The organism is Flavobacterium praedii, from assembly GCF_026810365.1.
Lineage (GTDB): Bacteria > Bacteroidota > Bacteroidia > Flavobacteriales > Flavobacteriaceae > Flavobacterium > Flavobacterium praedii.
Map to the genome: position 1 here is coordinate 3,802,805 of NZ_CP113948.1, position 25,168 is coordinate 3,827,972.

Sequence of the window (25,168 nt, forward strand, 5' to 3'; positions counted from 1 at the left end):
ACATATTGAATTGACAGCCGTTTTAACAGAGATGTTAGAACAAAAGAATAAGAGTAATAGAATCGAAAGATTTGAGAATAGACCACTAGAATTGGAGTCGCATAATAATAGCTTAATTCATTAAGCGCACAATATACGATGAAGAGTTTGATCCTGGCTCAGGATGAACGCTAGCGGCAGGCTTAACACATGCAAGTCGAGGGGTATTGGTTTTCGGACCAAGAGACCGGCGCACGGGTGCGTAACGCGTATGCAATCTACCTTTCACAGAGGGATAGCCCAGAGAAATTTGGATTAATACCTCATAGTATAGCAGTTTCGCATGAAACCACTATTAAAGTCACAACGGTGAAAGATGAGCATGCGTCCCATTAGCTAGATGGTAAGGTAACGGCTTACCATGGCTACGATGGGTAGGGGTCCTGAGAGGGAGATCCCCCACACTGGTACTGAGACACGGACCAGACTCCTACGGGAGGCAGCAGTGAGGAATATTGGACAATGGGCGCAAGCCTGATCCAGCCATGCCGCGTGCAGGATGACGGTCCTATGGATTGTAAACTGCTTTTGCACAGGAAGAAACAACATTACGTGTAATGTCTTGACGGTACTGTGAGAATAAGGATCGGCTAACTCCGTGCCAGCAGCCGCGGTAATACGGAGGATCCAAGCGTTATCCGGAATCATTGGGTTTAAAGGGTCCGTAGGCGGTTTAGTAAGTCAGTGGTGAAAGCCCATCGCTCAACGGTGGAACGGCCATTGATACTGCTAGACTTGAATTATTAGGAAGTAACTAGAATATGTAGTGTAGCGGTGAAATGCTTAGAGATTACATGGAATACCAATTGCGAAGGCAGGTTACTACTAATGGATTGACGCTGATGGACGAAAGCGTGGGTAGCGAACAGGATTAGATACCCTGGTAGTCCACGCCGTAAACGATGGATACTAGCTGTTGGGAGCGATCTCAGTGGCTAAGCGAAAGTGATAAGTATCCCACCTGGGGAGTACGTTCGCAAGAATGAAACTCAAAGGAATTGACGGGGGCCCGCACAAGCGGTGGAGCATGTGGTTTAATTCGATGATACGCGAGGAACCTTACCAAGGCTTAAATGTAGATTGACCGGACTGGAAACAGTTTTTTCGCAAGACAATTTACAAGGTGCTGCATGGTTGTCGTCAGCTCGTGCCGTGAGGTGTCAGGTTAAGTCCTATAACGAGCGCAACCCCTGTTGTTAGTTGCCAGCGAGTCATGTCGGGAACTCTAACGAGACTGCCAGTGCAAACTGTGAGGAAGGTGGGGATGACGTCAAATCATCACGGCCCTTACGCCTTGGGCTACACACGTGCTACAATGGCCGGTACAGAGAGCAGCCACTGGGTGACCAGGAGCGAATCTACAAAACCGGTCACAGTTCGGATCGGAGTCTGCAACTCGACTCCGTGAAGCTGGAATCGCTAGTAATCGGATATCAGCCATGATCCGGTGAATACGTTCCCGGGCCTTGTACACACCGCCCGTCAAGCCATGGAAGCTGGGGGTGCCTGAAGTCGGTGACCGCAAGGAGCTGCCTAGGGTAAAACTGGTAACTAGGGCTAAGTCGTAACAAGGTAGCCGTACCGGAAGGTGCGGCTGGAACACCTCCTTTCTAGAGCTTTAGTGTTAGTTGAAAGACACGCTAAAGAAAGAAGACGAAGAGACTATTGGTTACAGATTTAAGGTTATATTACTCTTGCTGTTAATTTAAAAAAATAATTGAAAGATTTAAAATTTTAAAATTTTAAAGATTAAAAATTCGCAAGAATGGTTCAATCTTTAAATCATTTAATCTTTAAATCAAAGAAAAAAGAGTGTCTCGTAGCTCAGCTGGTTAGAGTACTACACTGATAATGTAGGGGTCGACAGTTCGAGTCTGTCCGAGACAACAAAATAATTATTAATTGTAAATTGATAATTATAAATTGAAAAGACGTTCATAGAGACAGATTGAAAGGAAATTCTAGGGTTGAAAGATTACGAATTACAGCAATTCATAATTCATAATTCACAATTCATAATTAAATTGGGGGATTAGCTCAGCTGGCTAGAGCGCCTGCCTTGCACGCAGGAGGTCAACGGTTCGACTCCGTTATTCTCCACTATTGTAGTGAATAGTAAAGAGTGAATGGTAATTAGTTTAGGCTAATCACTACTCACTAAAAACGACTCACTTAGAAAAAAGTTCATTGACATATTGAGATAAGAAATAATAAAAAGTAGAAAGCAGTTTTCTTTAATTTATTAGAGAGAACGAAACAAAACGGCATTCTTAAATGAATGTTGGTACAATAAGCAAAATAAGGGCGTATGGGGGATGCCTTGGCTCTCAGAGGCGATGAAAGGCGTGATAAGCTGCGAAAAGTTACGGGGAGCAGCACACATGCATTGATCCGTAAATACCTGAATGGGGCAACCCACTATGTTGAAGACATAGTACACCGATAGGTGGGCAAACCCGCTGAACTGAAACATCTAAGTAGGCGGAGGAGAAGAAAACAAAAGTGATTCCGTAAGTAGTGGCGAGCGAACGCGGATTAGCCCAAACCAATGTTGTTACGGCAATGTTGGGGTTGTAGGACCACGATATTTTATGCACAAAGAATTAGAATCTACTGGAAAGTAGAGCCGTAGAGAGTGATAGCCTCGTATAAGTAATAAGTGTAATAGATAGTGGTATCCTGAGTAGGGCGGGGCACGTGAAACCCTGTCTGAATTTGGCGGGACCATCCGCTAAGGCTAAATACTCCTGAGAGACCGATAGTGAACCAGTACCGTGAGGGAAAGGTGAAAAGAACCGTGAATAACGGAGTGAAATAGATCCTGAAACCATACGCTTACAAGCGGTCGGAGCCCTTTCGTGGGGTGACGGCGTGCCTTTTGCATAATGAGCCTACGAGTTAACGTTGCTGGCAAGGATAAGTGGTTAAGCCACGGATCCGTAGCGAAAGCGAGTCTGAATAGGGCGCTTTAGTCAGTAGTGTTAGACGCGAAACCGTGTGATCTACCCATGGGCAGGATGAAGCGCTGGTAACACAGTGTGGAGGTCCGAACCGGTTGACGTTGAAAAGTCTTCGGATGACCTGTGGGTAGGGGTGAAAGGCCAATCAAACTCGGAAATAGCTCGTACTCCCCGAAATGCATTTAGGTGCAGCGCACGGCGCAAAGTTATATAGAGGTAGAGCTACTGATTGGATGCGGGGGCTTCACCGCCTACCAATTCCTGACAAACTCCGAATGCTATATAATGTTTCCGTGCAGTGAGGGCTTGGGTGCTAAGGTCCAAGTCCGAGAGGGAAAGAACCCAGACCATCAGCTAAGGTCCCCAAATATATGTTAAGTTGAAAGAACGAGGTTTGTCTGCCCAGACAGCTAGGATGTTGGCTTGGAAGCAGCCATTCATTTAAAGAGTGCGTAACAGCTCACTAGTCGAGCGGACGAGCATGGATAATAATCGGGCATAAACATATTACCGAAGCTATGGATTTAGAGTTTACTCTAAGTGGTAGGGGAGCATTCCAGCAGGGTTGAAGGTGTATCGTAAGGTATGCTGGACCGGCTGGAAAAGAAAATGTAGGCATAAGTAACGATAATGCGGGCGAGAAACCCGCACACCGAAAGACTAAGGTTTCCACAGCTATGCTAATCAGCTGTGGGTTAGTCGGGACCTAAGGCGAACCCGAAAGGGACAGTCGATGGACAACGGGTTAATATTCCCGTACTAGTTATAATTGTGATGGGGTGACGGAGTGATGAAAGTGTCGCGAACTGACGGAATAGTTCGTTGAAGTACCTACCTATAGGCTGCGCAGGCAAATCCACGCGGCTTGGGGAAATACGATAGTACTCGGAGTCTTCGGACAAAGAGATAGTACACCTAAGGGCTTCCAAGAAAAACCTCTAAACTTCAGATTATAAGTACCCGTACCGCAAACCGACACAGGTAGTCGAGGAGAGAATCCTAAGGTGCTCGAGAGATTCATGGCTAAGGAATTAGGCAAAATAGACCCGTAACTTCGGGAGAAGGGTCGCCTCTGAGTGATCAGAGGCCGCAGTGAAGAGGTCCAGGCGACTGTTTATCAAAAACACAGGGCTCTGCAAAATCGTAAGATGAAGTATAGGGCCTGACACCTGCCCGGTGCTGGAAGGTTAAGTGGAGATGTTATGAGCAATCAGAAGCATTGAAATGAAGCCCCAGTAAACGGCGGCCGTAACTATAACGGTCCTAAGGTAGCGAAATTCCTTGTCGGGTAAGTTCCGACCTGCACGAATGGTGTAACGATCTGGACACTGTCTCAGCCATGAGCTCGGTGAAATTGTAGTAACGGTGAAGATGCCGTTTACCCGCAGTGGGACGAAAAGACCCTGTGCACCTTTACTATAGCTTAGTATTGACCTTGGATAAATGATGTGTAGGATAGGTTGGAGACTGTGAAGTGGCGTCGCTAGGCGTTGTGGAGTCATTGTTGAAATACAACCCTTTGTTTATCTGAGGCCTAACCCCGCGATTGCGGGGGACATTGCTTGGTGGGTAGTTTGACTGGGGTGGTCGCCTCCAAAAGAGTAACGGAGGCTTCTAAAGGTTCCCTCAGTACGCTTGGTAACCGTGCGTAGAGTGCAATGGCATAAGGGAGCTTGACTGAGAGACATACAGGTCGATCAGGTACGAAAGTAGAGCATAGTGATCCGGTGGTTCCGCATGGAAGGGCCATCGCTCAAAGGATAAAAGGTACGCCGGGGATAACAGGCTGATCTCCCCCAAGAGCTCATATCGACGGGGGGTTTGGCACCTCGATGTCGGCTCGTCACATCCTGGGGCTGGAGAAGGTCCCAAGGGTTGGGCTGTTCGCCCATTAAAGTGGCACGCGAGCTGGGTTCAGAACGTCGTGAGACAGTTCGGTCTCTATCTACTGTGGGCGCAAGAAATTTGAGTGGATCTGATTCTAGTACGAGAGGACCGAATTGGACAAACCTCTAGTGTATCTGTTGTTCCGCCAGGAGCATCGCAGAGTAGCTACGTTTGGAAGGGATAAGCGCTGAAAGCATATAAGCGCGAAACCCACCACAAGATGAGATTTCTTTTAAGGGTCGTGGGAGATGACCACGTTGATAGGCTATAGATGTAAAGGCAGTAATGTCATAGTCGAGTAGTACTAATAACCCGTAAGCTTATGTACACCTTTTCTCCCGACTCCGGTCGGGAGAAGAAACTTTCTAATACTTTTTATATTCTTTATCTCAGTATGTTAAGATATTACTATAATTATGAATTGTGAATTATCAATTGTTAATTATAGATGATTGCCCAAAGCAATTGTAACCTCTTAAGGTGGTTATTGCGGCGGGGCTCACCTCTTCCCATCCCGAACAGAGTAGTTAAGCCCGCCTGCGCAGATGGTACTGCAGTTATGTGGGAGAGTATGTCGTCGCCTTTCTTTTTAAAAACCCTTCATCAATCGATGAAGGGTTTTTTGTTTTACAAAAAGTTTTAAAATTTAGTAAAATATTCGTGTGAGAAGATTACATTTTTAAAGTTGTTGTGCACGCGTGAGTGATGGAAGCGGGTTACCGAATAAAGTGATATTGGATCAAGTCAAAAACCTGTGGAGGCGTAAAAATTAAGCATAAATATTTGTTAGTCTAAAGAGGAAATATTCTATATTTCTAACACCTCTAAATTGTGATCTAAAAGCTTTTATTTTAGCATTGAAAGATTCTGCCGAAGTATGTGCTTCTATTATCAAAATAGTTTAAAATTGACTGGTAATTAAAAGTTAAACCTGGGGATAAAGTGATATTCTATAATATCGTGAAATTACTAATTTTGTTTTCAATTAGATTTTGCAGATTTACGCAGAAAAAGGAGTGAGAAACGTTAAGATTTTGTGATACTTTTTTTTCTTATTTTTTATAAAATAAAAATATATAGTGTGTTCTAAATTACCTTAGAATAGTACTCAATTATCTTAAGTGGTCAGATATCGTTTTCGTAAGGTTAATATAACACCTGTATTGGAAAATGGAGTTGTGTTTTGAACTGAATTATCCTGCTACTTTAGCAGTGGAAATAATTACTAATTTAAAACAACAGTATTATGAAATCGATTTTAAAATTAAGTCTAGTAGTATTAGTAGCAATGACTACCATGAATACTTACGCAATTGATGGTGATTTTTTACTAAATGTAAAAAAAGGAACAGGAAAAGAAATTAGTTTTTCGGTAAATGAGATTCAGCAAGCAAATGTAACTATATATGATAAATTGCATAACGAAATTTATTCTGAGGTTGCTACCGGTAAAGCTGGTATTATGAAAACCTATAGTCTTGAGGAATTTCCTGATGGTGTTTATTTTTTGGAAGTGGAAACAAACTTAAAAAAAGTAACACACGAGATTGTGATCTCAAAAGATGTGCCTTCATTATCTAGAAAAGCTATTGCAGAAGTGTATAAAGGTAATCTAAAAATGAAAAATCAAAATGTAGTAACTTTGAATTAATAAAGTCATACGTTAAGAACATTATTTACTTCGAATTTATGAAAAACAGCTCTTATATGGAGCTGTTTTTTGTTTTAGTATATTTCCTTTAAAACCAATAAAAAGGTTGTGAAAACTAATTTGCATGAGGGATGGAAATGGCATCTCCCGATTTAGAAAAACAAGGCTTTTTGCCGTAGTTTTTGTTAATCGGGAATACAATGGACAGCCCGACCTTGTTGCTTGAAAAATGATGTTATTTGCCCAAAATGATCTGCAACAAGGACATGCCCAAATTTTTAATTTTATTAATTTTATTTTTAGCGTTAAGAAAAGGTTTTAAAGTATTTTATTTTGTTTTTCAGATGGCAAAATAAAGTGAAATTTTGTTGTATTAATTTTAGTTTGATATACTTCTTAGATTACTTTATATTAAAACTAATTATTAAAAAAAAATCCCGTCTAGGTAAAGCTAGACGGGATATAGTTATATTCAATTTAATCTATTATGCCAGCATTGTAACTGGATTTTCGATATATTGTTTTAATGTTTGTAAAAATTGAGCACCTGTTGCACCATCGATAGTGCGGTGGTCACATGCCAATGATAGCATCATAGTGTTCCCAACTACAATCTGTCCATTTTTCACTACTGGTTTTTCTACAATAGCTCCAACAGATAAAATAGCGGAGTTTGGTTGGTTTATAATAGAATTAAATTCTGTTATGCCAAACATACCAAGGTTAGAAACAGTGAAAGTACTTCCTTCCATTTCAGTTGGTAATAATTTTTTGTTTTTTGCTCTACCAGCAAGATCTCTAACACTTGCTCCAATTTGTGATAAACTCATGGCGTCTGTAAATCTTAGTACAGGAACTACTAATCCGTCTTCTACAGCTACAGCAACACCCACATTTACATGGTGATTGATGATGATAGCATCTTCTTTCCATTGTGAGTTGATTTTTGGGTGCTTTTTCAATGCTAATGCACAAGCTTTAATTACCATGTCGTTGAAAGATACTTTTGTATCTGGTACGCTATTGATTACAGCTCTTGATTGCATTGCTTCGTCCATTGTTACTTCGATTACAAGATTGTAATGTGGTGCTGTAAATAATGATTCAGCCAAACGCTTCGCAATGATTTTACGCATTTGCGAATTTTTTATTTCTTCTGTAAAAACTTCACCTGCGGGTACGAATAACTTTGTCGTTTCGGTTTTTACGGCTTCAGGGGTTTTAGTTGCAGTTGGTACCGCTGTCGTTGTAGGGGTGAAGTTCTCAATATCACTTTTTACAATACGACCATTTTCTCCTGATCCTTTTACTTGTGTTAATTGAATTCCTTTGTCACTTGCTATTTTTTTAGCTAATGGAGAAGCTAAAATTCTTTTTCCATCACTTACTGTTTCAATTGGTTCTGCAGATTCTGATGGAGTAGTTTTAACTTCTTCTTTTACTGTTGTCGCTGTTGGAGCAGCTCCGCCAACTTTATAGTTTTCGGCTATTCCGCTAATGTCTGTTCCTGCTGGTCCTATGATAGCTAAAAGGCTATCAACTGGAGCGGTGCTTCCTTCTTGAATTCCAATATACAATAAAGTTCCTTCGTTGAAAGATTCGAATTCCATTGTTGCTTTATCGGTTTCAATTTCTGCCAGAATATCGCCTTCAACAATGTTGTCTCCTACTTTCTTTAACCAAGAAGCTACTGTTCCTTCGGTCATCGTATCACTCAAGCGAGGCATTGTTACTACGATAACACCTTTTGGTAAGGTTGCTACAGGAGCTTGTGTGGTTACTTCTGCTGTTTTTGTTTCAGTAGGAGCTGTTGCAGATTCTGTTGCAGTTGGTGCTGCTGAACCTCCAGCTATTAAAGCCGAAACATCTTCACCTTCGTTTCCGATTATTGCTAATAAAGAGTCTACAGGTGCAGTTTCTCCTTCTGGGATTCCAATATATAAAAGAGTTCCTTCATTGAAGGATTCAAATTCCATTGTTGCTTTATCAGTTTCAATTTCAGCTAGGATATCACCTTCGCTTATTTTATCTCCTACTTTTTTAAGCCAAGCTGCTACCGTTCCTTCAGTCATAGTATCGCTCAAGCGCGGCATTGTTATAATTGTTGCCATAATTGATTTATAATTTATGAGGTGTGAATGGATAGTTTTCTTGATCGTATACTACATCGTATAATTGTTGAATTTCTGGATAAGGAGATTCTTCTGCAAATTGAACACATTCTTCAACTAGATCTTTTACTCTTTGATCTATAATTTCAATTTCGTCTTCTGTAGCATATTTTTGATCTAAAATCACATCTAGAATTTGAGTAATTGGATCTATTTTTTTATATTCTTCAACTTCGTCTTTAGAGCGATACAACTGTGCATCTGACATGGAATGTCCTCTGTAACGGTATGTTTTCATTTCAAGGAATGTTGGTCCGTCTCCTCGTCTTGCTCTTTCTATAGCCTCAGTCATTGCTTCGGCAACTTTTACAGGATTCATCCCATCAACTGGTCCACATGGCATTTCGTATCCTAAACCAAGTTTCCAGATATCGGTATGATTTGCTGTTCTTTCTACAGAAGTTCCCATGGCATATCCATTGTTTTCTACAATAAAAACTACTGGAAGTTTCCATAACATAGCCATATTAAAAGCTTCGTGTAGCGATCCTTGGCGAGCTGCTCCGTCTCCGAAATAAGTCATAGTTACTCCACCTGTTCCGTTATATTTGTCTCCAAATGCAAGACCAGCTCCTAAAGGAATTTGCCCTCCTACAATTCCATGACCTCCATAAAAGCGGTGTTCTTTGGAAAAAATATGCATTGATCCACCCATTCCTTTTGATGTTCCAGTTGCTTTCCCCATAAGTTCTGCCATAATACGTCTAGGATCAACTCCCATTCCTATTGGTTGAACATGATTCCTGTATGCAGTAATCATTTTGTCTTTTGTCAAATCCATAGCGTGTAAAGCTCCTGCTAATACAGCCTCTTGACCATTATATAAGTGAAGAAAACCTCTAACTTTTTGTTGAATGTACAATGCTGCAAGCTTGTCTTCAAACTTTCTCCAAAGAAGCATGTCTTCGTACCACTTTAAATAAACTTCTTTTGTAACTTCTTTCATCTGAATTAATTCTTTTGCTTAAGTGTTATTGTATTATCAATTAGAGCTTAGTAACGCAAAATAGTATCCTCACCACAAATTTGCGCCCCGAAGCAGTTGGGATGCAAAAATAAGACATTCCTACTAAGAACTAAAATTTATATGTTAATTTTTATTTTATTTTTAAAGCAAATTTGTTTCAAACATAAAAGGGAGTAAATTTTTAAGTGATGTGGAATGGTGAATTGGACCACTTTCCCCCATAAAAAATATTGCGATTGGTGTGTTTTGTTTTACTTCGTATTCAGCAATAGATTGTCTACAAGCTCCACATGGCGGTACAGCTGTGATAGTCTTTTTTAGGTCTGAAGCAGCAGTAATTGCCATTTTTAATATTTTTGCCTTAGGAAAAATTGCTCCAGCATAAAAAACAGCAACTCTCTCAGCACATAATCCTGAGGGATAGGCCGCATTTTCTTGATTGGAACCAACAACAATTTCACCGTTATCTAAAAGTATGGCCGCCCCAACCCTAAATTTAGAATAAGGTGCATATGCGTTTTTTCTTACTTCAATAGCTCTTAACATTAAATCTTGTTCGGTATCTGTTAATTCTTTGATATCTTCAAAGACACTAATTTTAGATGTTGCTATTATTTCTTTCATAAGTGGATAATATTTTTTTTTAAAGGAATATGGTATTACCAGATCTATATTTGTGTTTGCGACAACTTCTTTTAAGGCGATTTCATAAGTTGAAACCTTATTAGTTGGAGTTTTTTTGAAATATTATTTTTAATAAATTTTAGAGATACTCTTTTGTGATGAATCTTTATATTTTAGATAAAAACAAAAAAATCCAATTTCAAAATTTTGAAGCTTGGATCTTAGTTGTGTTATTTTTTATTGAGGATTAATAAATTTCAAATTTTTCACCAAAGTTAAAAGTTAAAGAGAAACGGAGTGTGTTTTCTAATGGATTTTGGATTTTAGATGTTGAAAATAAATAAGAAACATCAATTTTAACAGTACTGTATTTGAATCCAGCTCCTAGAGAAAAATATTCTCTTGAACCATAATCTGGGTTTTCATAAAAATAACCTGCTCTAAATGAAAAAGCATCTTGATAAACATATTCTGAACCAAGTGAATAGGTTACTTCTTTTATGTTTCCAAATGATTTAAACATCCCCGAAAACCAATTAATCGATTTGTATTCTTGGTATTCTTCTGTTGTGATTACACCATCGTTATTTATGTCTCTCGAAGGAACTAATAACTTACTGAGTTCTAAATTAACGGCGATCTTACTATATTCGTCTAAAATAAAATCAAAACCGCCACCAAGTTTCACATTAGCAGGTAAAAAATTAGAATTAACTAGGTTGTTATCATAACTGATTTTAGGGCCCATATTCTGAAAGTTAAAACCGCCTCTCCATCTTCCATTAAAATCGCTGTAAGCAATTTCTTCAGATTGGTAAAAACCAGCAACGTCAACTGCAAAACTATTAGCTGATGAGGCATCGTTGTTCTCATCAGGAAATTTTAGATTAGAGTTAATGAAACGACCCGCAACTGCCATAGCAAATTTTTCACTTAATTTCAAAGAGTAGGATAAATCAATTGCAAATTCATTTGGAGATATTCTCCGAACGTCACTATCAAAATCTTGTCTTAACTCAATATCGCCTAAACCAAAATAGCGTAAACTACCGGCAAAAGCACTTTTTTCATTAAATTTATTATAATAGGTTAATTGGGCTAATGAGATATCGTTTACTAGGTCTGTTAAATAAGGAGTGTAGCTTACTGAAAAACCTTGTTGATCAGTTGAAAATGCATATTTTGAAGGATTCCATTGTTGAGAAAATGTATCAGCTGAAGTTGCCACACCATTATCTGCCATACCAGCTGCTCTTGCATCTGCAGCAACTAACAGGAATGGAACAGCAACAGTTGTTGTATTGTAATTCTGAGCGTTAATGAAATTAAAGGTATATAAAAATGTAAATAGTAAAGTCGCTTTTTTCATTATTTGATAAAAATTAATTCAGGGTAAATATACTATATTATTAAAGAATCACAAGTTTTTCAATTTTTTCTGCCTTTTTATTTGATAAGGTTGCTTTTACAATTAATTTGTATATATACACACCTTTTCCTATTTTATTTCCAAAATCATCTCTAGTATCCCATGAAATATCTCTCGATAAAAAACCGGAAGTAGTTATGGATTGATTTTTTGTCCAGACTACTTTTCCTGTAATTGTTAATACTTGAACTTGAACTTCTAAAGGTTCATTTGGTTTGTTATGCGTAAACCAAAACTCAGTGTGATTTACACAAGGATTTGGGTAATTTAATACATTTGTAAGTGTTATCGATTCATTACCAACTACTACAAATTGCATTTCAGTTGTTGTGGCATTGTTATATACGTCCCAAACAGTAAAACTAAGAGTATGTATACCTGCTTTTAAATTTCGGAGTGGAAAATGCAAATTTCCTTTTGTGTAGTCATCTAAATTTGTTTCATAATAATCATTCAAAATAAAAGGATTACTCTCGTTTCCATCTAAAACGGCAACAATATCATGACCGATACCACCCGCAGTGTTGATTCCACTTTCATCTTCCATGTATGCGATAAATATAGGAGATTCATTTGTAATACCTCCAGATACAAATGTTTCATCATTCATATATAACTTTACTTTAGGACTATTATTGTCCGCAATGGCATTTTCATTTACTCCACCAATTTTTATACTGGAGTCAAATCCTGTAATGTCCTCCTTTGATCCGTTTTTTTGGGCGTAAAAACTTATTTTTCCATTATCCAATGGAATCCTAATGTCTTTTGGAACAATAAAGCTGAATTCAAATTTGCCATTAGTGACAGTTGCATTTCCTCTGAAGATACCTTCTCCTAGAGTGGTAAAATTAATTGGTGGGCTATAGCCATCGTTATTTAAAGTGCTTTTAGTGATTTTTTTGTCAAACAAAATAGTAGACAAAATACCATTATAATCAGATATTTGGATATTGTTTTCATTTGTAATTTCTCCTGATATTTTCATTTTTGCTAATGATTTAAAGTCAGGAATACTAGAATTTATAGGGATATCATTTATTTTGGTTATTACTATTTTTGGTTTTGGAATAGCCAGAAAAATAGCTGGATCTCCAATATAGAGTACAACATTAGTTGCCGAATTGGGATTTTCATTTTTTGAAACCCTTAAGGCTTCTGCTATAGAGACATACTGATTGGAATTAAATGATAATAAGTTTTTGGCAAAAGTATCATTGAAATTTTCGGCACTAAATTGTCCTATGGATCGAATAGTAGAAACTAATGAAATTGCACCTCCTTTTGGATTCCAATAGATATATTCTCCAGCAGTAGGTCTACTGGGATTGTCAAATCTTGAAAACTCACAAGTAATAGTAATAAATAGGGGATATTTGAATTGATTGTTTAGACTTTGGCTATCCGTTTTGTCCCAGATTCGTTCACTTGATAAACCGTCTTCACCTCCATGACCTAAATAATTAAAAACCAATGCCCCTTTTTCAAATTCATTATAAAATTCAGATTTTGCTTTTGGATATCTTTCTCCGCCAGCGGAAGCTTCTTGGGTATAAGAATCTAAAAATATTTTAGAAACATTTAAAAATGGTTTTTGGGTTTCAATTTCATCGGCTAGTGTATTTTGTCTTGATTGTAAAGAATTATCAGAATCTTTATCAGAATCATCTGCAAGTGTGATGTATTGATTCCTCCAATTTCCGTATGATTTAGCATCATAATATTCCGTTATTTTAGTAACCATTTCGTCTGCTTGTAAAGAGTTATTGACTAACATTCTTCCACAGGCTATGTCGATTCCACCATAGTAACTTGTAATATTTCCTTCGGAATCATCCATTAAACCATAAAAATCATCCGAAGCAAAGGAGGCTTCTCCAATTGTGTTGCTAATTAATGATTCATATATAGGTACAATATTGGTGTTATTAGTAATTCTTTTTTTGTAATCGAACGATGCGTCCCCAAAAAGATTAACGTAGCGTATTTTTTTGTCTAATGAAGACGCATTATTATATACATATTTAATGCAGTTGCGTATGGCAGCTATATCTTGTTTTCCAGAAGAAAACTCTTGGTAGATCGATTCAAGAGTCAGTACTTTTACATTTAAATTGGAATTAATTCTATGAAAATTTGCTAATTTTTCTGCTTGAGTTTTCAGAACATCTGGAGTGATAATTAAATAGTCAACATCTTGAAATTGTCCTTGATTATTTTTGAAAACGGTTCCTTTTATATTTGAATTTGCGATTCTTGATTTGGATTCTTTTAATGGGTTGTAATAATTTGTTGGATCAATCGCGACATATTTTTTCAACTCTCCAAGATTAGCTTTGAATGAAAAAGTACTCTGATTATTGTTGTCAAATTTGGTTGCATTATAGATGTCTGTCACGTCCCAAATTTGTGAAATGGAAGCTGCATTAGAAAAATCATAAGAAATAATTCCAATACTTGAACTTGATAAGTCATATTGAAAAGGGAATTGTTTTCCGAATCCTTGTAATTTGCACTTTGCTTTTAGCCGAATGTAATCTAGAAAACCTTTTGAACCAGGGATGCCATTATTGTTGTAAGATAATTTAATTTTAATATTTGGTAGGGCTGTAAAGTTTGTGTTATTAGGAAGCTTTCCGTTAAAATACTGAATGTCGGAACTCGTATTTAATGCAGAAAACAAAATAGAACCAACATCAACGCCATTAGCTGAAACTTTAAATGAGGTTGGGATAAAAGCCGCTGAGGCTAAAGAAACCGAAAGATTTACTGGAGTTGTAGTGTCAATATTTGGAAAATCAAAGCTAAATTCTTGGTCCTGATTAATGTCGAAAGATTCGCCAACCCATTGTCTGCCAACTTGAGCTATGTTTTTTAGATCAACTTCATAAAATTGGTAATCATCATATGTGTTTAGGTTTAAGGTGCTACTGCCGGATGGCTGTGATATTTCAGTGATTCTTTTTCCATCATTCCCTTGTATATTGATGTAATAATAGGACTTTGAATCATAAATATTAACACTAGTTTGACTTTCTTCGTTCCAATTAGAAATGCCTTCACCGTAAAATAAAATATAATCTTCCTTATTGAAAACACCATCATTTTCACCTTGGATTTGAATTGCATTTTCTGTTAAATCATCAGGGTAAAAAGCATCGTTTGCAAGGGGAAGCATTCGTCCTCCGTTGCCGTAGACTTTGATTTTCTTTGGATCTACGCCGTTTAAGTTAATTCCAAGTTGTTGTAAAAATTCTTTAGAAATTTTATATACTCCTGATTTTTCAATATAAAAGCGATACCATTCTCCCGAGGCTAAAACTGAATTTTTAATTATATTTTTGTTTGAAACGGTTGTTTTTTTTGTTGTAGCCCCAAGATTAATATTGTATGAATATGATTTTACTCTTTTGAATCCTGTATTGTCTTTGATTATAGGAGATATTCTTAAAAAATTTTGACTAGTATTTCTGGATTTTGAAGAATATATCGTTGGGTTTATTGAGAAAGGGATTTCAGTGGTATTTATATTTTTAAGAGTAGAAATTGAAATGGATTCATAAATTATATTGCTTATTTGAAGGCTATTTTCGTCTAATGTGTTCGATGAATTTAAGTTAAAATTATGATAAATCAATTGTTTATATGTGTCATGAAAGTAGCTATTCCCTTTAAATCTTGGAGTTTGGATTTTGGAATTATTAGGTAATGTTGTGTTGTCAAGCCATTCGATTGATACATTGCCATTTATTTGTGAAAAAGTTATTATGGGTAGTAAAAATATAAAGGTAAATACAAGATTTCTCATGGAAAAGGATAACGATTTGAATCATAAATATTTGCTAAAAGTAAAGAAAAAATATTAAATATCTTTTTTGTTGTTTTGTGTAATAAAAAATATAATTTTGCGTTTTTATAAGATCTGACAAATCGTTAGAAAATTATATTTAAAAATGGTTTTGCGATTTAATGTTTAATTATTACATTGCACCACCTAAATTATAATAATTACCTACTAGAAACTATGAAAGTAAATCAAACTATCCCCCTAAAAGTAATGTTGTTGCTGGCATTGATGTTAGGATTCGCTAGTTGTAGCAAAAAATCTAAAACCGACAGTGCTTCAAGAGGTACTGGTTGGAATGTAAGCAGTTCTAAAGGCGGCTTTACAAAAGGGTCAGCTCATAAAACACAAGAGACAGGACCTGGGTTGGTTTTTGTTGAAGGAGGAACTTTCACTAAAGGACTTGTTCAAGATGATGTGATGCATGACTGGAATAACATTCCAAATCAACAACATGTGATGTCCTTTTATATGGATGAAACTGAAGTAACCAACCTGATGTATTTAGAATATCTTGAATGGTTAAAAAAAGTGTATCCACCGACAGAAGCTAATTACAAAAACATCTATGAAGGTGCTTCGCCTGACACATTAGTTTGGAGAAATCGCTTAGGATATAATGAAACTATGACCAATAATTACTTAAGACATCCTGCTTATGCAAATTATCCTGTTGTTGGGGTAAATTGGGTTCAGGCAGTTGAATTTAGTAAATGGAGAACAGATCGTGTTAATGAGGCTGTATTGGAAAAAAATGGTTATTTGAAAAAGAATGCTAAATCGGTGGATGTTTCTGCTGAAAGTAATTTCAATACCGAAACTTATTTAGCTGCACCAACAATGACTTACGGTGGTAGTGAAGAAATTCTTTTAAAAGGTAGAGGAGCTTCTAAGAAAGGGCCAAAACCTGGTAAAGATGGAAAAGTTGTTGAAGAGAAAAATGTTTATGCACAAAGATCATCAGGAATTTTGTTGCCAGAATACAGACTTCCAACTGAATCAGAATGGGAATATGCTGCTGCAGCTGATGTAGGACAAAGAGAATATAACATATATAAAGGACAAAAGAAATATCCTTGGTCTGGAAGTTATACGCGTTCTGGAAAAAGATCTAATAAAGGTTTTCAATTGGCTAACTTTAAACAAGGTAACGGAGATTACGGTGGAATTGCAGGTTGGTCTGATGATGGTGCTGATATTACAAATGAAGTGAAAAAATATCCAGCAAATGATTTTGGATTATATGATATGGCAGGAAACGTTGCGGAATGGGTAGCAGATGTTTACAGACCAATAGTTGATGTTGAAACAAATGACTTTAACTATTTCAGAGGTAACGTTTATACTAAAAATAAAATTGGTAAAGACGGAAAAATCGAAGTAATCACCAACAATACTATTGTTTACGATACTTTAAGCAACGGAAAACTGGTCGCCAAAAGACTAGCAGGTGAAATTGCTCAAGTACCTGTAGATGATAATGAAACGTATTTGAGACAAAATTTTAGTACAAGCGATAATATTAATTACAGAGATGGTGATAAACAATCTAGTAAATATTATAAATTTGGTGGAACCGATGCCGATAAAGGTAAGATTTCTGATAAAGAAAATATGTATAATGCACCTAAACACAATGTAAAAATTGACAGTTTAGGCGTAATGGACAGAAAATATGATAAATCTAACAAAAGAACAACTTTGATAAATGATGCAGTACGTGTTTACAAAGGTGGATCTTGGAGAGATAGAGCATATTGGTTGGATCCAGCTCAAAGAAGATTTTTTCCTCAAGATATGGCAACAGATTACATCGGTTTTAGATGTGCAATGTCTAGAGTAGGTTCAAAATCAAATACAAAAAAATCACCTAGAAATTAATTTTTATACATAATATCAATAAAAGCCCTTTCATTAGGGCTTTTATTTTTTAAACTATTTTTAAATGGATATTAAATACATTCATAGCTTGTTTTTAAAGTGTAGTTCAATTTCGATTGATACGCGTAAAATTGAATCGAATTCCTTTTTTGTAGCAATTAAAGGAGATAATTTTGATGCCAATACTTTTGCCAAAGAAGCATTAGATAAAGGAGCTTCGTATGTTATAATTGACAACAAAGCTTTTTATATTGATAATCGAACTATTTTGGTTGAAGACAGTCTTGTAGCTTTACAGGAGTTAGCTAAATTTCATAGGACATATTTAAATTTACCTATTATTGCTCTTACTGGAAGTAATGGAAAAACAACAACTAAAGAATTGATTAATGTTGTACTTTCTAAAAAATTTAAAACAAAAGCCACCGTTGGAAATCTTAACAACCATATTGGAGTACCATTAACATTACTTTCATTTAATGGTGAGACCGAAATTGGAATTGTTGAAATGGGAGCGAATCATCAGAAAGAAATCGAGTTTCTTTGTGGAATAGCTCAACCTGATTATGGTTATATTACCAATTTTGGCAAAGCACACCTTGAGGGGTTTGGAGGAGTTGAAGGGGTTATAAAAGGGAAAAGTGAAATGTATCAGTATCTTTTAGGAGAAGATAAAATGGCTTTTGTCAATTTGGAAGACCCTATTCAATTGGAAAAATCAAAAGTGTTGAACAATTTTTCTTTTGGTGTGAATAAAGTGAATGCAAATGTTAATATTTCTACGATTGAGGCTAACCCATTTGTAGTAATATCATATTCAGGACAGATTATTACTACTCATTTGATTGGTTTGTATAATGCTAATAATATTAATGCAGCAGTAACAATAGGAAAATATTTTGGGGTTGAAGATGTAGCTATAAAACAAGCGTTAGAAAGTTACATTCCGGAAAATAATAGATCGCAATTAATAACAAAAGGTACTAATGAAATTATATTAGACGCTTACAATGCTAATCCTAGTAGTATGAAGGTGGCAATTGAAAATTTTATCTTGCTTAACAAAAAAAATAAAATTGCATTTCTAGGCGATATGTTTGAGTTAGGCACAGAGAGTTTAGTAGAACATAAATTTGTTGTCGATTTATTAAAACATCAAGTCGAGATTGATTGTTATTTTATTGGTAAGGATTTTTATCAAAATAAAATTGATAAACCAAATTTCTTTTTCTTTGAAACTTTTGAAGCCTTTTCTATTTTTATAAAGGAATTTAAATTTGATACTAATATGATTCTTATTAAAGGTTCTAGAGGAATGGCTTTAGAACGAACTTTAGACTTTATAAACTAATTTAAAATAAAACTCCTTCAAAATTAAAAATGAAGGAGTTTTATTTTTATTTGATACTCATTAAGTATCCAATTAAATTCTCTTTTTGATTTAATTCTAATTTTTTTCTTAACCGATATCTGGCTAATTCTACTCCTCCGGTTGAGATATTCATGAACTCTGCTATTTCTTTTGTTGACATATTCATTAATAAATAGGTTGACAAGTCCATTTCTCTTGGTGAGATAGTTGGATGTTTTTCTTTTAGTTTTTTTAGAAAATCAAAATGAACATTTTTCAAATGTTTTTCAAGACCTTTCCAACTTTTGTCGGTATTGACCTCTTTGGTGATGCTTCTGTTTAATTTAGTAAATTGAGCTTTGGTATTTTCGTCAAATGAATTTGTATCAATATCTTTTAATTTTTGAATAATCCCGTTGAGTGTTTTGTTTTTTTTGACTACTTGCAAGGTGTTGTTAACTAGTTCTTTATCCTTGGATAGGATTTTAATTTGTAGTTTTTCATTTTCAAGTTTTTCTATTTCTTTTTCAAGTTCGTATTGTTCTTGTTTTATTTTTGTTTCTTTTTCTAAGTATAATCTTCTTTGTTCTAACTTTTCAAAATACTTGTTTTTTCTTATTTTTATTTTTATTCTAAATCGAATATAGTACACAATAGCGACAACGATTAGTAAGTAAAACAAGTATGCTAATGAATGTCTGTACCAAGGTGGATAGATTCTAAATGATATAGAGGATACGTCAGATTGAACGCTTGCATTGTTTCTCACTTTTACGTTCAATTTGTAGTTTCCTTCTTTTAGATTTGTATATTCCTTTATCGTATTGTTTGACCAATTGCTCCAATTTTTGTCAAAATTTTCAAGTTGATAGGAAAATTCTAAATTTTCTAAATTTTCATATGAAGGTGACGAAAAAGTAAATTTTACTTGATTTGAGGCATATGGTAATTTAAATTCTTTATTTTGGTTGATTCCATTTCCAAAATAAATAGTGTCGCTAGGATACGAAAAGCTTCGTATGCATGCTTTTGGTTTATCCACTTTACTATTTTCGATTGAAGAGTCATAATGTGCTAAGCCATCTATCAATCCTATAAATGTGTTTCTAGAGTCTATAGTGTTTATCGAAGAGAAATCGGGCACTAAATTTCCGGACAGGTTAGATAAAGGTGCAATTATGTCTATGTATTTATAGGGTCCTTTTTTAATTAAAACACCAACTGATTTATTGAAAATGTACCACAAATTTCCATTCTTATCTTCTGTGATTTCTTTTACTTTTGGGGTTGATTTAAATAAATCTGTTATTGATTTGTCTTCAATAAATGTATTTTTCTCGGAATTAAAATTGTAAAATATAGTATTGGATTGAAAATATATTTTGTTGTTTATTTTTTGTAGACTCCCTATTCCAGGGTTGGTTTTTGAGAATCTTCTGAAAACATGAATTGATTTTACATTTCGCAAATCAGGACTTAATTTAATTTGATATATGAATTCATATTTTTTTAACCATATAATATCATTGTCAATTTCGAAAGTATTTGATGATTTGTTTACTCCTTGAATTGTATTTCTAAATACGATTCCGTTTTTGGTCTTTTCGAAGATAGAAAAGCCATTATAAAGCGCTCCTAAATATAAATTGGGGTGGTTGGGGATAGTTTTGATACCAAAATACCCTTTGGGGTCTAAATTACGAACCATTTTGCCGTTTTGTAATAATAAGGCCCCTCTATTACTTGAACATAAAATTTCATCATTTAAAATTTGAACATTCCATGCTTGGGAAGTAGTTCCTTCTATAAGTTTAAAAGAATTTTCTTTGAAATCAGTACTCCATGGATGGGTGAAAACACCTTGATTGGTAGCGACATATAAAATTCCTTTATGTGCCACAGACGAGTAAACAGTACCTAAATTATTACTATTTCCATAATACGTTAGAAATGAATTTTCATTCACATACGCGATACCATTGTCTAAACCAAGCCAAAGATTATTTTCATTGTCAATAAAAGAAGTTAGCACTGTGTTGTTTTGTAATCCTTTGTTTCTATTAATATGTTGGATAATATTTCCATTTAAGTCACTCACAATTATACCTTCTAGTACAGAATTGATAATCAAGTATTTTTTTTTGTATAAAATACATCCTAATGACCCATTTTTTAAAATAAAGATATTGGCTTCAGTATTCCAGGGTTTTATTTGATTATTTTCGAATAGGAATAGACCTTTATCAAGTGTAGCAATCAGAAATTTATTTTTTGACATTTCTGCCATACCCCAAACTTCAGAATTGTTTAGTTTATCAGTTCCCTTGAGCATTTTTATTATCCCGTCTTTGTATTCAAGTAGGCCATAGTTAAAATCCTGAATAAAAAGCCTACCATTAATTAGAAACGAAAATTGAAACTTTTTAGGAGCATTAATGATTTTAATTTTATTGTTCTTATAAATGTAAATAGCATCAAAGGATTGGAAAACAACTTCATCATTAAAAAGATGTATTCTCCATATAAAATCCATCGAATTACGTTTTTTTTTGTCTAAATATTTAGAAATAGAAAAGTATTCTAGTTTTCCTTTTGAATTGGATTTAAAGAAACCAAACTCATTATAGCAGCCCACATAGATTTTTCCTGATGGATCTACTTTTAAACATTTAATTGCATCTAAATTTTTTGCTTTGTATTTATTCCAAATTGATCCGTCAAACTGGAGGATACCTTCATTATTTGCAAAATATAAATTACCTGTTTTATCTTGATCAATAGTCCAGTTTTGAGTCCCTCCTTTATATTCAATTCTACTGTAATTTTTAATGAGTGGTAGACCAATTTTTTTTACCTGCCCTATTATTGCAATTGGAGAGTAGATTATTATAAGAAAGGTTAAGAGTCTATTGAGTTTCATTTAATTTTTTTCTTAGATTATGTGTTTTAATGGTATTAGTTAATTCAATCAGATCTTTTATTTGACCTTTTTAGGAAATATTTAGTACAGAATTCTGTATAATTATGTGATTTACAGCTAAAGTATTTAAATTATATTAAATGTAGTGGTATTTTTAAATTAATATTTTTTTAACTAGAGTAAATTAATATTTAAATATATGATTAATAGTGTTTTAAAAATATTATGATGTGTTTTTGTAATATCACTATATCGTTATTGATGTGTTTTTGTAGTAGTTTTAAAATGTTAATATGAAAATTAAAGGCTTATTATTGCATTAAATAACTAATTAATTAACCAAAATAATCAGAAAAATGAAATTATTAAAAACATTTATTTTTTGTGTTTCATCAATTTTATTCTCGTTTTATGGGTATGCTCAGGATACTACAATAAACGGAAAAATCATTGATGACAAAGGAGCTCCTATACCAGGGGCAACCATAGTTTTAAAAGGAACAACAACTTCTGTAGCTTCAGACTTTGATGGAGGATTTCGAATAAAGGCTCCAAAAGATGGAGTTTTGACTATTACTTTTATTGGATACAAACCCGTTGAATCGTCAATCAATGGTCAAACAGAATTACAGATTAAAATGTATTCTTCTACTCAAGACCTACAGGAAGTTATAGTTGTTGGTTATGGTACTCAAAAGAAGAGCGTTGTAACTGGAGCAATATCTTCAATTAAGTCCGATCAGATTGCTCATTTATCTGTTGCATTAACTTCTCAAGCATTACAAGGCCAAACTGCTGGTGTTACTGTTTTGCCTCAATCTGGTGCTCCAGGAGCTGGTGCTAAGATTCGTATTCGTGGTGCAGGTTCAAATGGTAATTCTGATCCTATTTATGTTGTTGATGGAATGCGTACAAGTAACATTGATTACTTAGATCCAAATGATATCGAGAAGATGGAAATTTTAAAAGATGCTGCTTCGGCAGCTATTTATGGAGCCGATGGTGGTAATGGGGTTGTTATGATAACAACTAAAAAAGGTAAATCTGGATCTATGAATGTAGCATTTAGTTCACAACTTGGTTTTCAATCTTTAAGAACAAAATTAGATGTGATGAATGCTGATGAATATGTTCATTGGATTAATGAAACTAATCCTGCTGGAACTCATCCAAACGTGGGAGAATGGGCAGGTAAAGAAGGAACAAACTGGGTTAATGAAACTGCTGAAGATGCTGCTCCTATGATGCATAATTCGCTTCAGATATCTGGAGGGAATGAGGTATCTACATTTATGGTTTCCGGAAATTATTTTACTCAAGACGGACTTTTTGGTGGAAATAAAAGTAACTTCAATCGTACTACTTTCAGAGTTAACTCGAATCATAAAGTGAGTAAGTATTTTGAAGCTGGTGAAAACTTTTCTTATTCAGTAAATAAGCGTAAATCTTTTACGGAAGATGATAGTTTCGGTGGAATCATGAATCATGCTATGCTTATGGATCCATTAACTCCTGTTTATTATCCTAACGGTAGTGTACTCCCACAACATGTACAGACTGCAATAGCGGCTGGATATCCTTTGGCTAAGACAGAAAATGGAGAATATTATGGTCTTTCTCAGTATGTCGGAAACGAAATAGCAAACCCAATTGGTCAAATTGCAATTGATAATGGACTTAATACAGAAACTAAGATTATTGGAAATGTGTATGCTAATATCAAACCTTTTGATGGTTTTGTTTTTACAACACGTTATGGTATTGAACAGCGTTTTACAAATTTTGAGGATTGGAATCCAAAATTCTGGTGGAATTCACAAAAAACATCTAATATAAATACAAAAACATTTAATCAGTCGCAGTTTAAAACTTGGCTTTGGGAGAACTTTGCTACATACAGCAAAACAATTGATAAGCATGAATTTTCTGCTATGTTGGGGATGTCTGCTCAAGACTCAGAATCTAGTTATTTAAATACTTCTACCAATGGTATGATTAAAGAAGGCGACAACTGGTCTACAGTTGGTGAAACTCCTGTAACAGGGACCGTTGCTGGTAATAAATATCCCTCGTCAATGAATTCATATTTTGGACGTATCACTTATTCTTATGATAACAAATATTTGTTTCAAGCTTCTTTGAGAAATGACAATTCTTCACTTTTTGCACCGGATAAGCGCTCAGGTTACTTCCCAGCGGTATCTGCTGGATGGGTGATATCAAATGAATCTTTTTGGGGTATTGAAGCGGTAAATCAATTAAAGTTGAGAGCTTCTTGGGGTCAAAATGGTTCAACGGCTAATATCGCTGCGGGACAATGGAGAGCTCTTGTAACAAAAGATGGTTTAAAATACCCTGATGCCGATGGAGTTATGCGTCCTGTTGCTGAGCTTAAAGCCTTGCCAAATGAAGATATAACTTGGGAAACAACTGAGCAAACTGATTTTGGATTTGATTTAAGAGCTTTAGGCAACAGATTAACATTTGGTTTTGACTATTACAACAAAGTGACTAAAGATTTATTGACTCCTTCATCACCTCCTTTATCAACAGGTTATTCTGCTCCATTTGCAAATGCAGGAGATGTGACTAATAAAGGATTGGAATTTGAAGTAGGTTGGAGAGAACAAAAGAATGATTTCAGTTATGGAATTAACCTGAATATGACTACCATGAAAAATGAAGTTACTTATTTAAATCCGTTACTTACTAGAGTTGATGGAGCTGCGCTTCCAACATTGGGAACTGTTACTGTTTTTGAATTAGGTCAGCCAGTTTGGTACTATAGAGGATTTAAAACAAATGGGATTTACCAAAACCAGGCAGAAGTTGACGCTTATAAAGCAAGCTTAGGTCATGTTACAGCTTATAACCCTGCACCTGGAGACGCAATTGTTGTTGATACAAATGGTGATGGTGACATCAATACTAGTGATAAAACGTACATTGGTGATCCTCATCCAGATTTTATGATTGCAACTACTATTGATTTAGCATACAAAGGTTTTGATTTTAAATTGTTCTTACAAGGTTCATTTGGTGGTGAAAATTTTATGGCATTAGCTAGAACTGACCTTGCATACAGTAATCGTCCTTCTTTCTTTTATAATGACAGATGGACTGGAGAAGGGAGTACTAATAGTTTCCCAAGAGCATCTAGTAATGACCCTTACACTTACACAAGTGATTTAATGGTTCAAGATGCTTCTTATGTGAAAATTAAACAAATTCAATTGGGTTATAATTTAAAACCAGAATTAATCAAAAGATTGGGTATGACTAGCCTAAGACTATATTTGTCGTTAGATGATTACTTTACTTTCACTAAATACAAAGGAATTGATCCAGAAGTAGGAAGTTTTAACAACAACTCTCAGGGTATTGACAGAGGTTTGTACCCTACAGCTAGCCGTTTTATGTCTGGCTTATCAGTAACATTTTAAT

Annotated in this window: 10 protein-coding genes, 2 tRNA genes and 3 rRNA genes; 9 read left to right on the top strand and 6 right to left on the bottom strand. The window is 35.1% G+C overall.

Features of this window, described 5'->3' with window-relative positions:
- The first annotated feature begins 135 nt into the window (after positions 1 to 135).
- From OYT91_RS16100 to OYT91_RS16125, 6 genes are all read left to right on the top strand, one after another.
- A 16S ribosomal RNA gene (locus tag OYT91_RS16100) occupies positions 136 to 1,649 on the top strand.
- A gap of 203 nt (positions 1,650 to 1,852) precedes the next feature.
- Positions 1,853 to 1,926: transfer RNA gene (locus OYT91_RS16105), tRNA-Ile, on the top strand.
- A gap of 139 nt (positions 1,927 to 2,065) precedes the next feature.
- Positions 2,066 to 2,139, top strand: a tRNA-Ala gene (locus OYT91_RS16110).
- A gap of 187 nt (positions 2,140 to 2,326) precedes the next feature.
- Positions 2,327 to 5,214: ribosomal RNA gene (locus OYT91_RS16115) — 23S ribosomal RNA — on the top strand.
- 148 nt (positions 5,215 to 5,362) lie between these two features.
- Positions 5,363 to 5,472 (top strand): 5S ribosomal RNA (gene rrf, locus OYT91_RS16120).
- The 16S, 23S and 5S rRNA genes sit together here with 2 tRNA genes alongside, the layout of an rRNA operon.
- 660 nt (positions 5,473 to 6,132) lie before the next feature.
- Entirely contained in the window at positions 6,133 to 6,537 is a 405-nt protein-coding gene (locus tag OYT91_RS16125; RefSeq protein WP_281238756.1) for a T9SS type A sorting domain-containing protein, read from the top strand.
- Positions 6,538 to 7,022: 485 nt separating this feature from the next.
- Here OYT91_RS16125 and OYT91_RS16130 read toward each other — a convergent pair whose 3' ends face one another.
- The 5 genes from OYT91_RS16130 to porU all read right to left on the bottom strand — a co-directional run bounded on the left by OYT91_RS16130 (position 7,023) and on the right by porU (position 15,536).
- Positions 7,023 to 8,648, bottom strand: coding sequence for a dihydrolipoamide acetyltransferase family protein (locus OYT91_RS16130; protein WP_281238757.1), 1,626 nt, complete (start codon positions 8,646 to 8,648; stop codon positions 7,023 to 7,025).
- A gap of 7 nt (positions 8,649 to 8,655) precedes the next feature.
- Positions 8,656 to 9,654 (bottom strand): pyruvate dehydrogenase (acetyl-transferring) E1 component subunit alpha, encoded by a 999-nt coding sequence (gene pdhA, locus OYT91_RS16135; RefSeq protein WP_269223906.1) that lies wholly within the window; start codon positions 9,652 to 9,654, stop codon positions 8,656 to 8,658.
- 162 nt (positions 9,655 to 9,816) lie between these two features.
- Positions 9,817 to 10,299: a cytidine deaminase gene (gene cdd, locus OYT91_RS16140; RefSeq protein WP_269223905.1), complete on the bottom strand. Its 483-nt coding sequence runs from the start codon at positions 10,297 to 10,299 to the stop codon at positions 9,817 to 9,819.
- A gap of 247 nt (positions 10,300 to 10,546) precedes the next feature.
- Positions 10,547 to 11,668, bottom strand: a complete 1,122-nt coding sequence (porV, locus tag OYT91_RS16145) for a type IX secretion system outer membrane channel protein PorV (RefSeq protein WP_281238758.1) — start codon at positions 11,666 to 11,668, stop codon at positions 10,547 to 10,549.
- Between the two features lie 40 nt (positions 11,669 to 11,708).
- Entirely contained in the window at positions 11,709 to 15,536 is a 3,828-nt protein-coding gene (gene porU / locus OYT91_RS16150; RefSeq protein ID WP_281238759.1) for a type IX secretion system sortase PorU, read from the bottom strand.
- A 216-nt stretch (positions 15,537 to 15,752) separates the two neighbouring features.
- Here porU and gldJ point away from each other — a divergent pair, with 216 nt between their 5' ends.
- Both gldJ and OYT91_RS16160 read left to right on the top strand, forming a co-directional pair.
- Positions 15,753 to 17,453, top strand: coding sequence for a gliding motility lipoprotein GldJ (gene gldJ, locus OYT91_RS16155; protein ID WP_281238760.1), 1,701 nt, complete (start codon positions 15,753 to 15,755; stop codon positions 17,451 to 17,453).
- A gap of 64 nt (positions 17,454 to 17,517) precedes the next feature.
- A complete protein-coding gene (locus OYT91_RS16160) occupies positions 17,518 to 18,804 on the top strand; it encodes a UDP-N-acetylmuramoyl-tripeptide--D-alanyl-D-alanine ligase (RefSeq protein ID WP_281238761.1) in 1,287 nt (428 codons plus the stop codon).
- 46 nt (positions 18,805 to 18,850) lie between these two features.
- Here OYT91_RS16160 and OYT91_RS16165 read toward each other — a convergent pair whose 3' ends face one another.
- Positions 18,851 to 21,724 carry a triple tyrosine motif-containing protein gene (locus OYT91_RS16165; protein WP_281238762.1) on the bottom strand — a complete coding sequence of 958 codons (2,874 nt, stop codon included), beginning with the start codon at positions 21,722 to 21,724 and terminating at the stop codon, positions 18,851 to 18,853.
- Between the two features lie 356 nt (positions 21,725 to 22,080).
- On the opposite strand from OYT91_RS16165, the gene OYT91_RS16170 reads away from it, so the two are divergent.
- The gene (locus OYT91_RS16170) at positions 22,081 to 25,167 is read left to right on the top strand and encodes a SusC/RagA family TonB-linked outer membrane protein (protein WP_281238763.1); all 3,087 of its coding nucleotides are present in this window, start codon (positions 22,081 to 22,083) and stop codon (positions 25,165 to 25,167) included.
- The last annotated feature ends 1 nt before the right edge of the window (position 25,168 follow it).

What these genes read in the sequence shown, in the direction of transcription:
- OYT91_RS16130 (WP_281238757.1), bottom strand. Translation starts at nt 8,648, where the DNA reads ATGGCAACAATTATAACAATGCCGCGCTTGAGCGATACTATGACTGAA.
- OYT91_RS16165 (WP_281238762.1), bottom strand. Translation starts at nt 21,724, where the DNA reads ATGAAACTCAATAGACTCTTAACCTTTCTTATAATAATCTACTCTCCA.
- cdd (WP_269223905.1), bottom strand. Translation starts at nt 10,299, where the DNA reads ATGAAAGAAATAATAGCAACATCTAAAATTAGTGTCTTTGAAGATATC.
- OYT91_RS16160 (WP_281238761.1), top strand. Translation starts at nt 17,518, where the DNA reads ATGGATATTAAATACATTCATAGCTTGTTTTTAAAGTGTAGTTCAATT.
- OYT91_RS16125 (WP_281238756.1), top strand. Translation starts at nt 6,133, where the DNA reads ATGAAATCGATTTTAAAATTAAGTCTAGTAGTATTAGTAGCAATGACT.
- gldJ (WP_281238760.1), top strand. Translation starts at nt 15,753, where the DNA reads ATGAAAGTAAATCAAACTATCCCCCTAAAAGTAATGTTGTTGCTGGCA.
- pdhA (WP_269223906.1), bottom strand. Translation starts at nt 9,654, where the DNA reads ATGAAAGAAGTTACAAAAGAAGTTTATTTAAAGTGGTACGAAGACATG.
- porU (WP_281238759.1), bottom strand. Translation starts at nt 15,536, where the DNA reads ATGAGAAATCTTGTATTTACCTTTATATTTTTACTACCCATAATAACT.
- porV (WP_281238758.1), bottom strand. Translation starts at nt 11,668, where the DNA reads ATGAAAAAAGCGACTTTACTATTTACATTTTTATATACCTTTAATTTC.
- OYT91_RS16170 (WP_281238763.1), top strand. Translation starts at nt 22,081, where the DNA reads ATGAAATTATTAAAAACATTTATTTTTTGTGTTTCATCAATTTTATTC.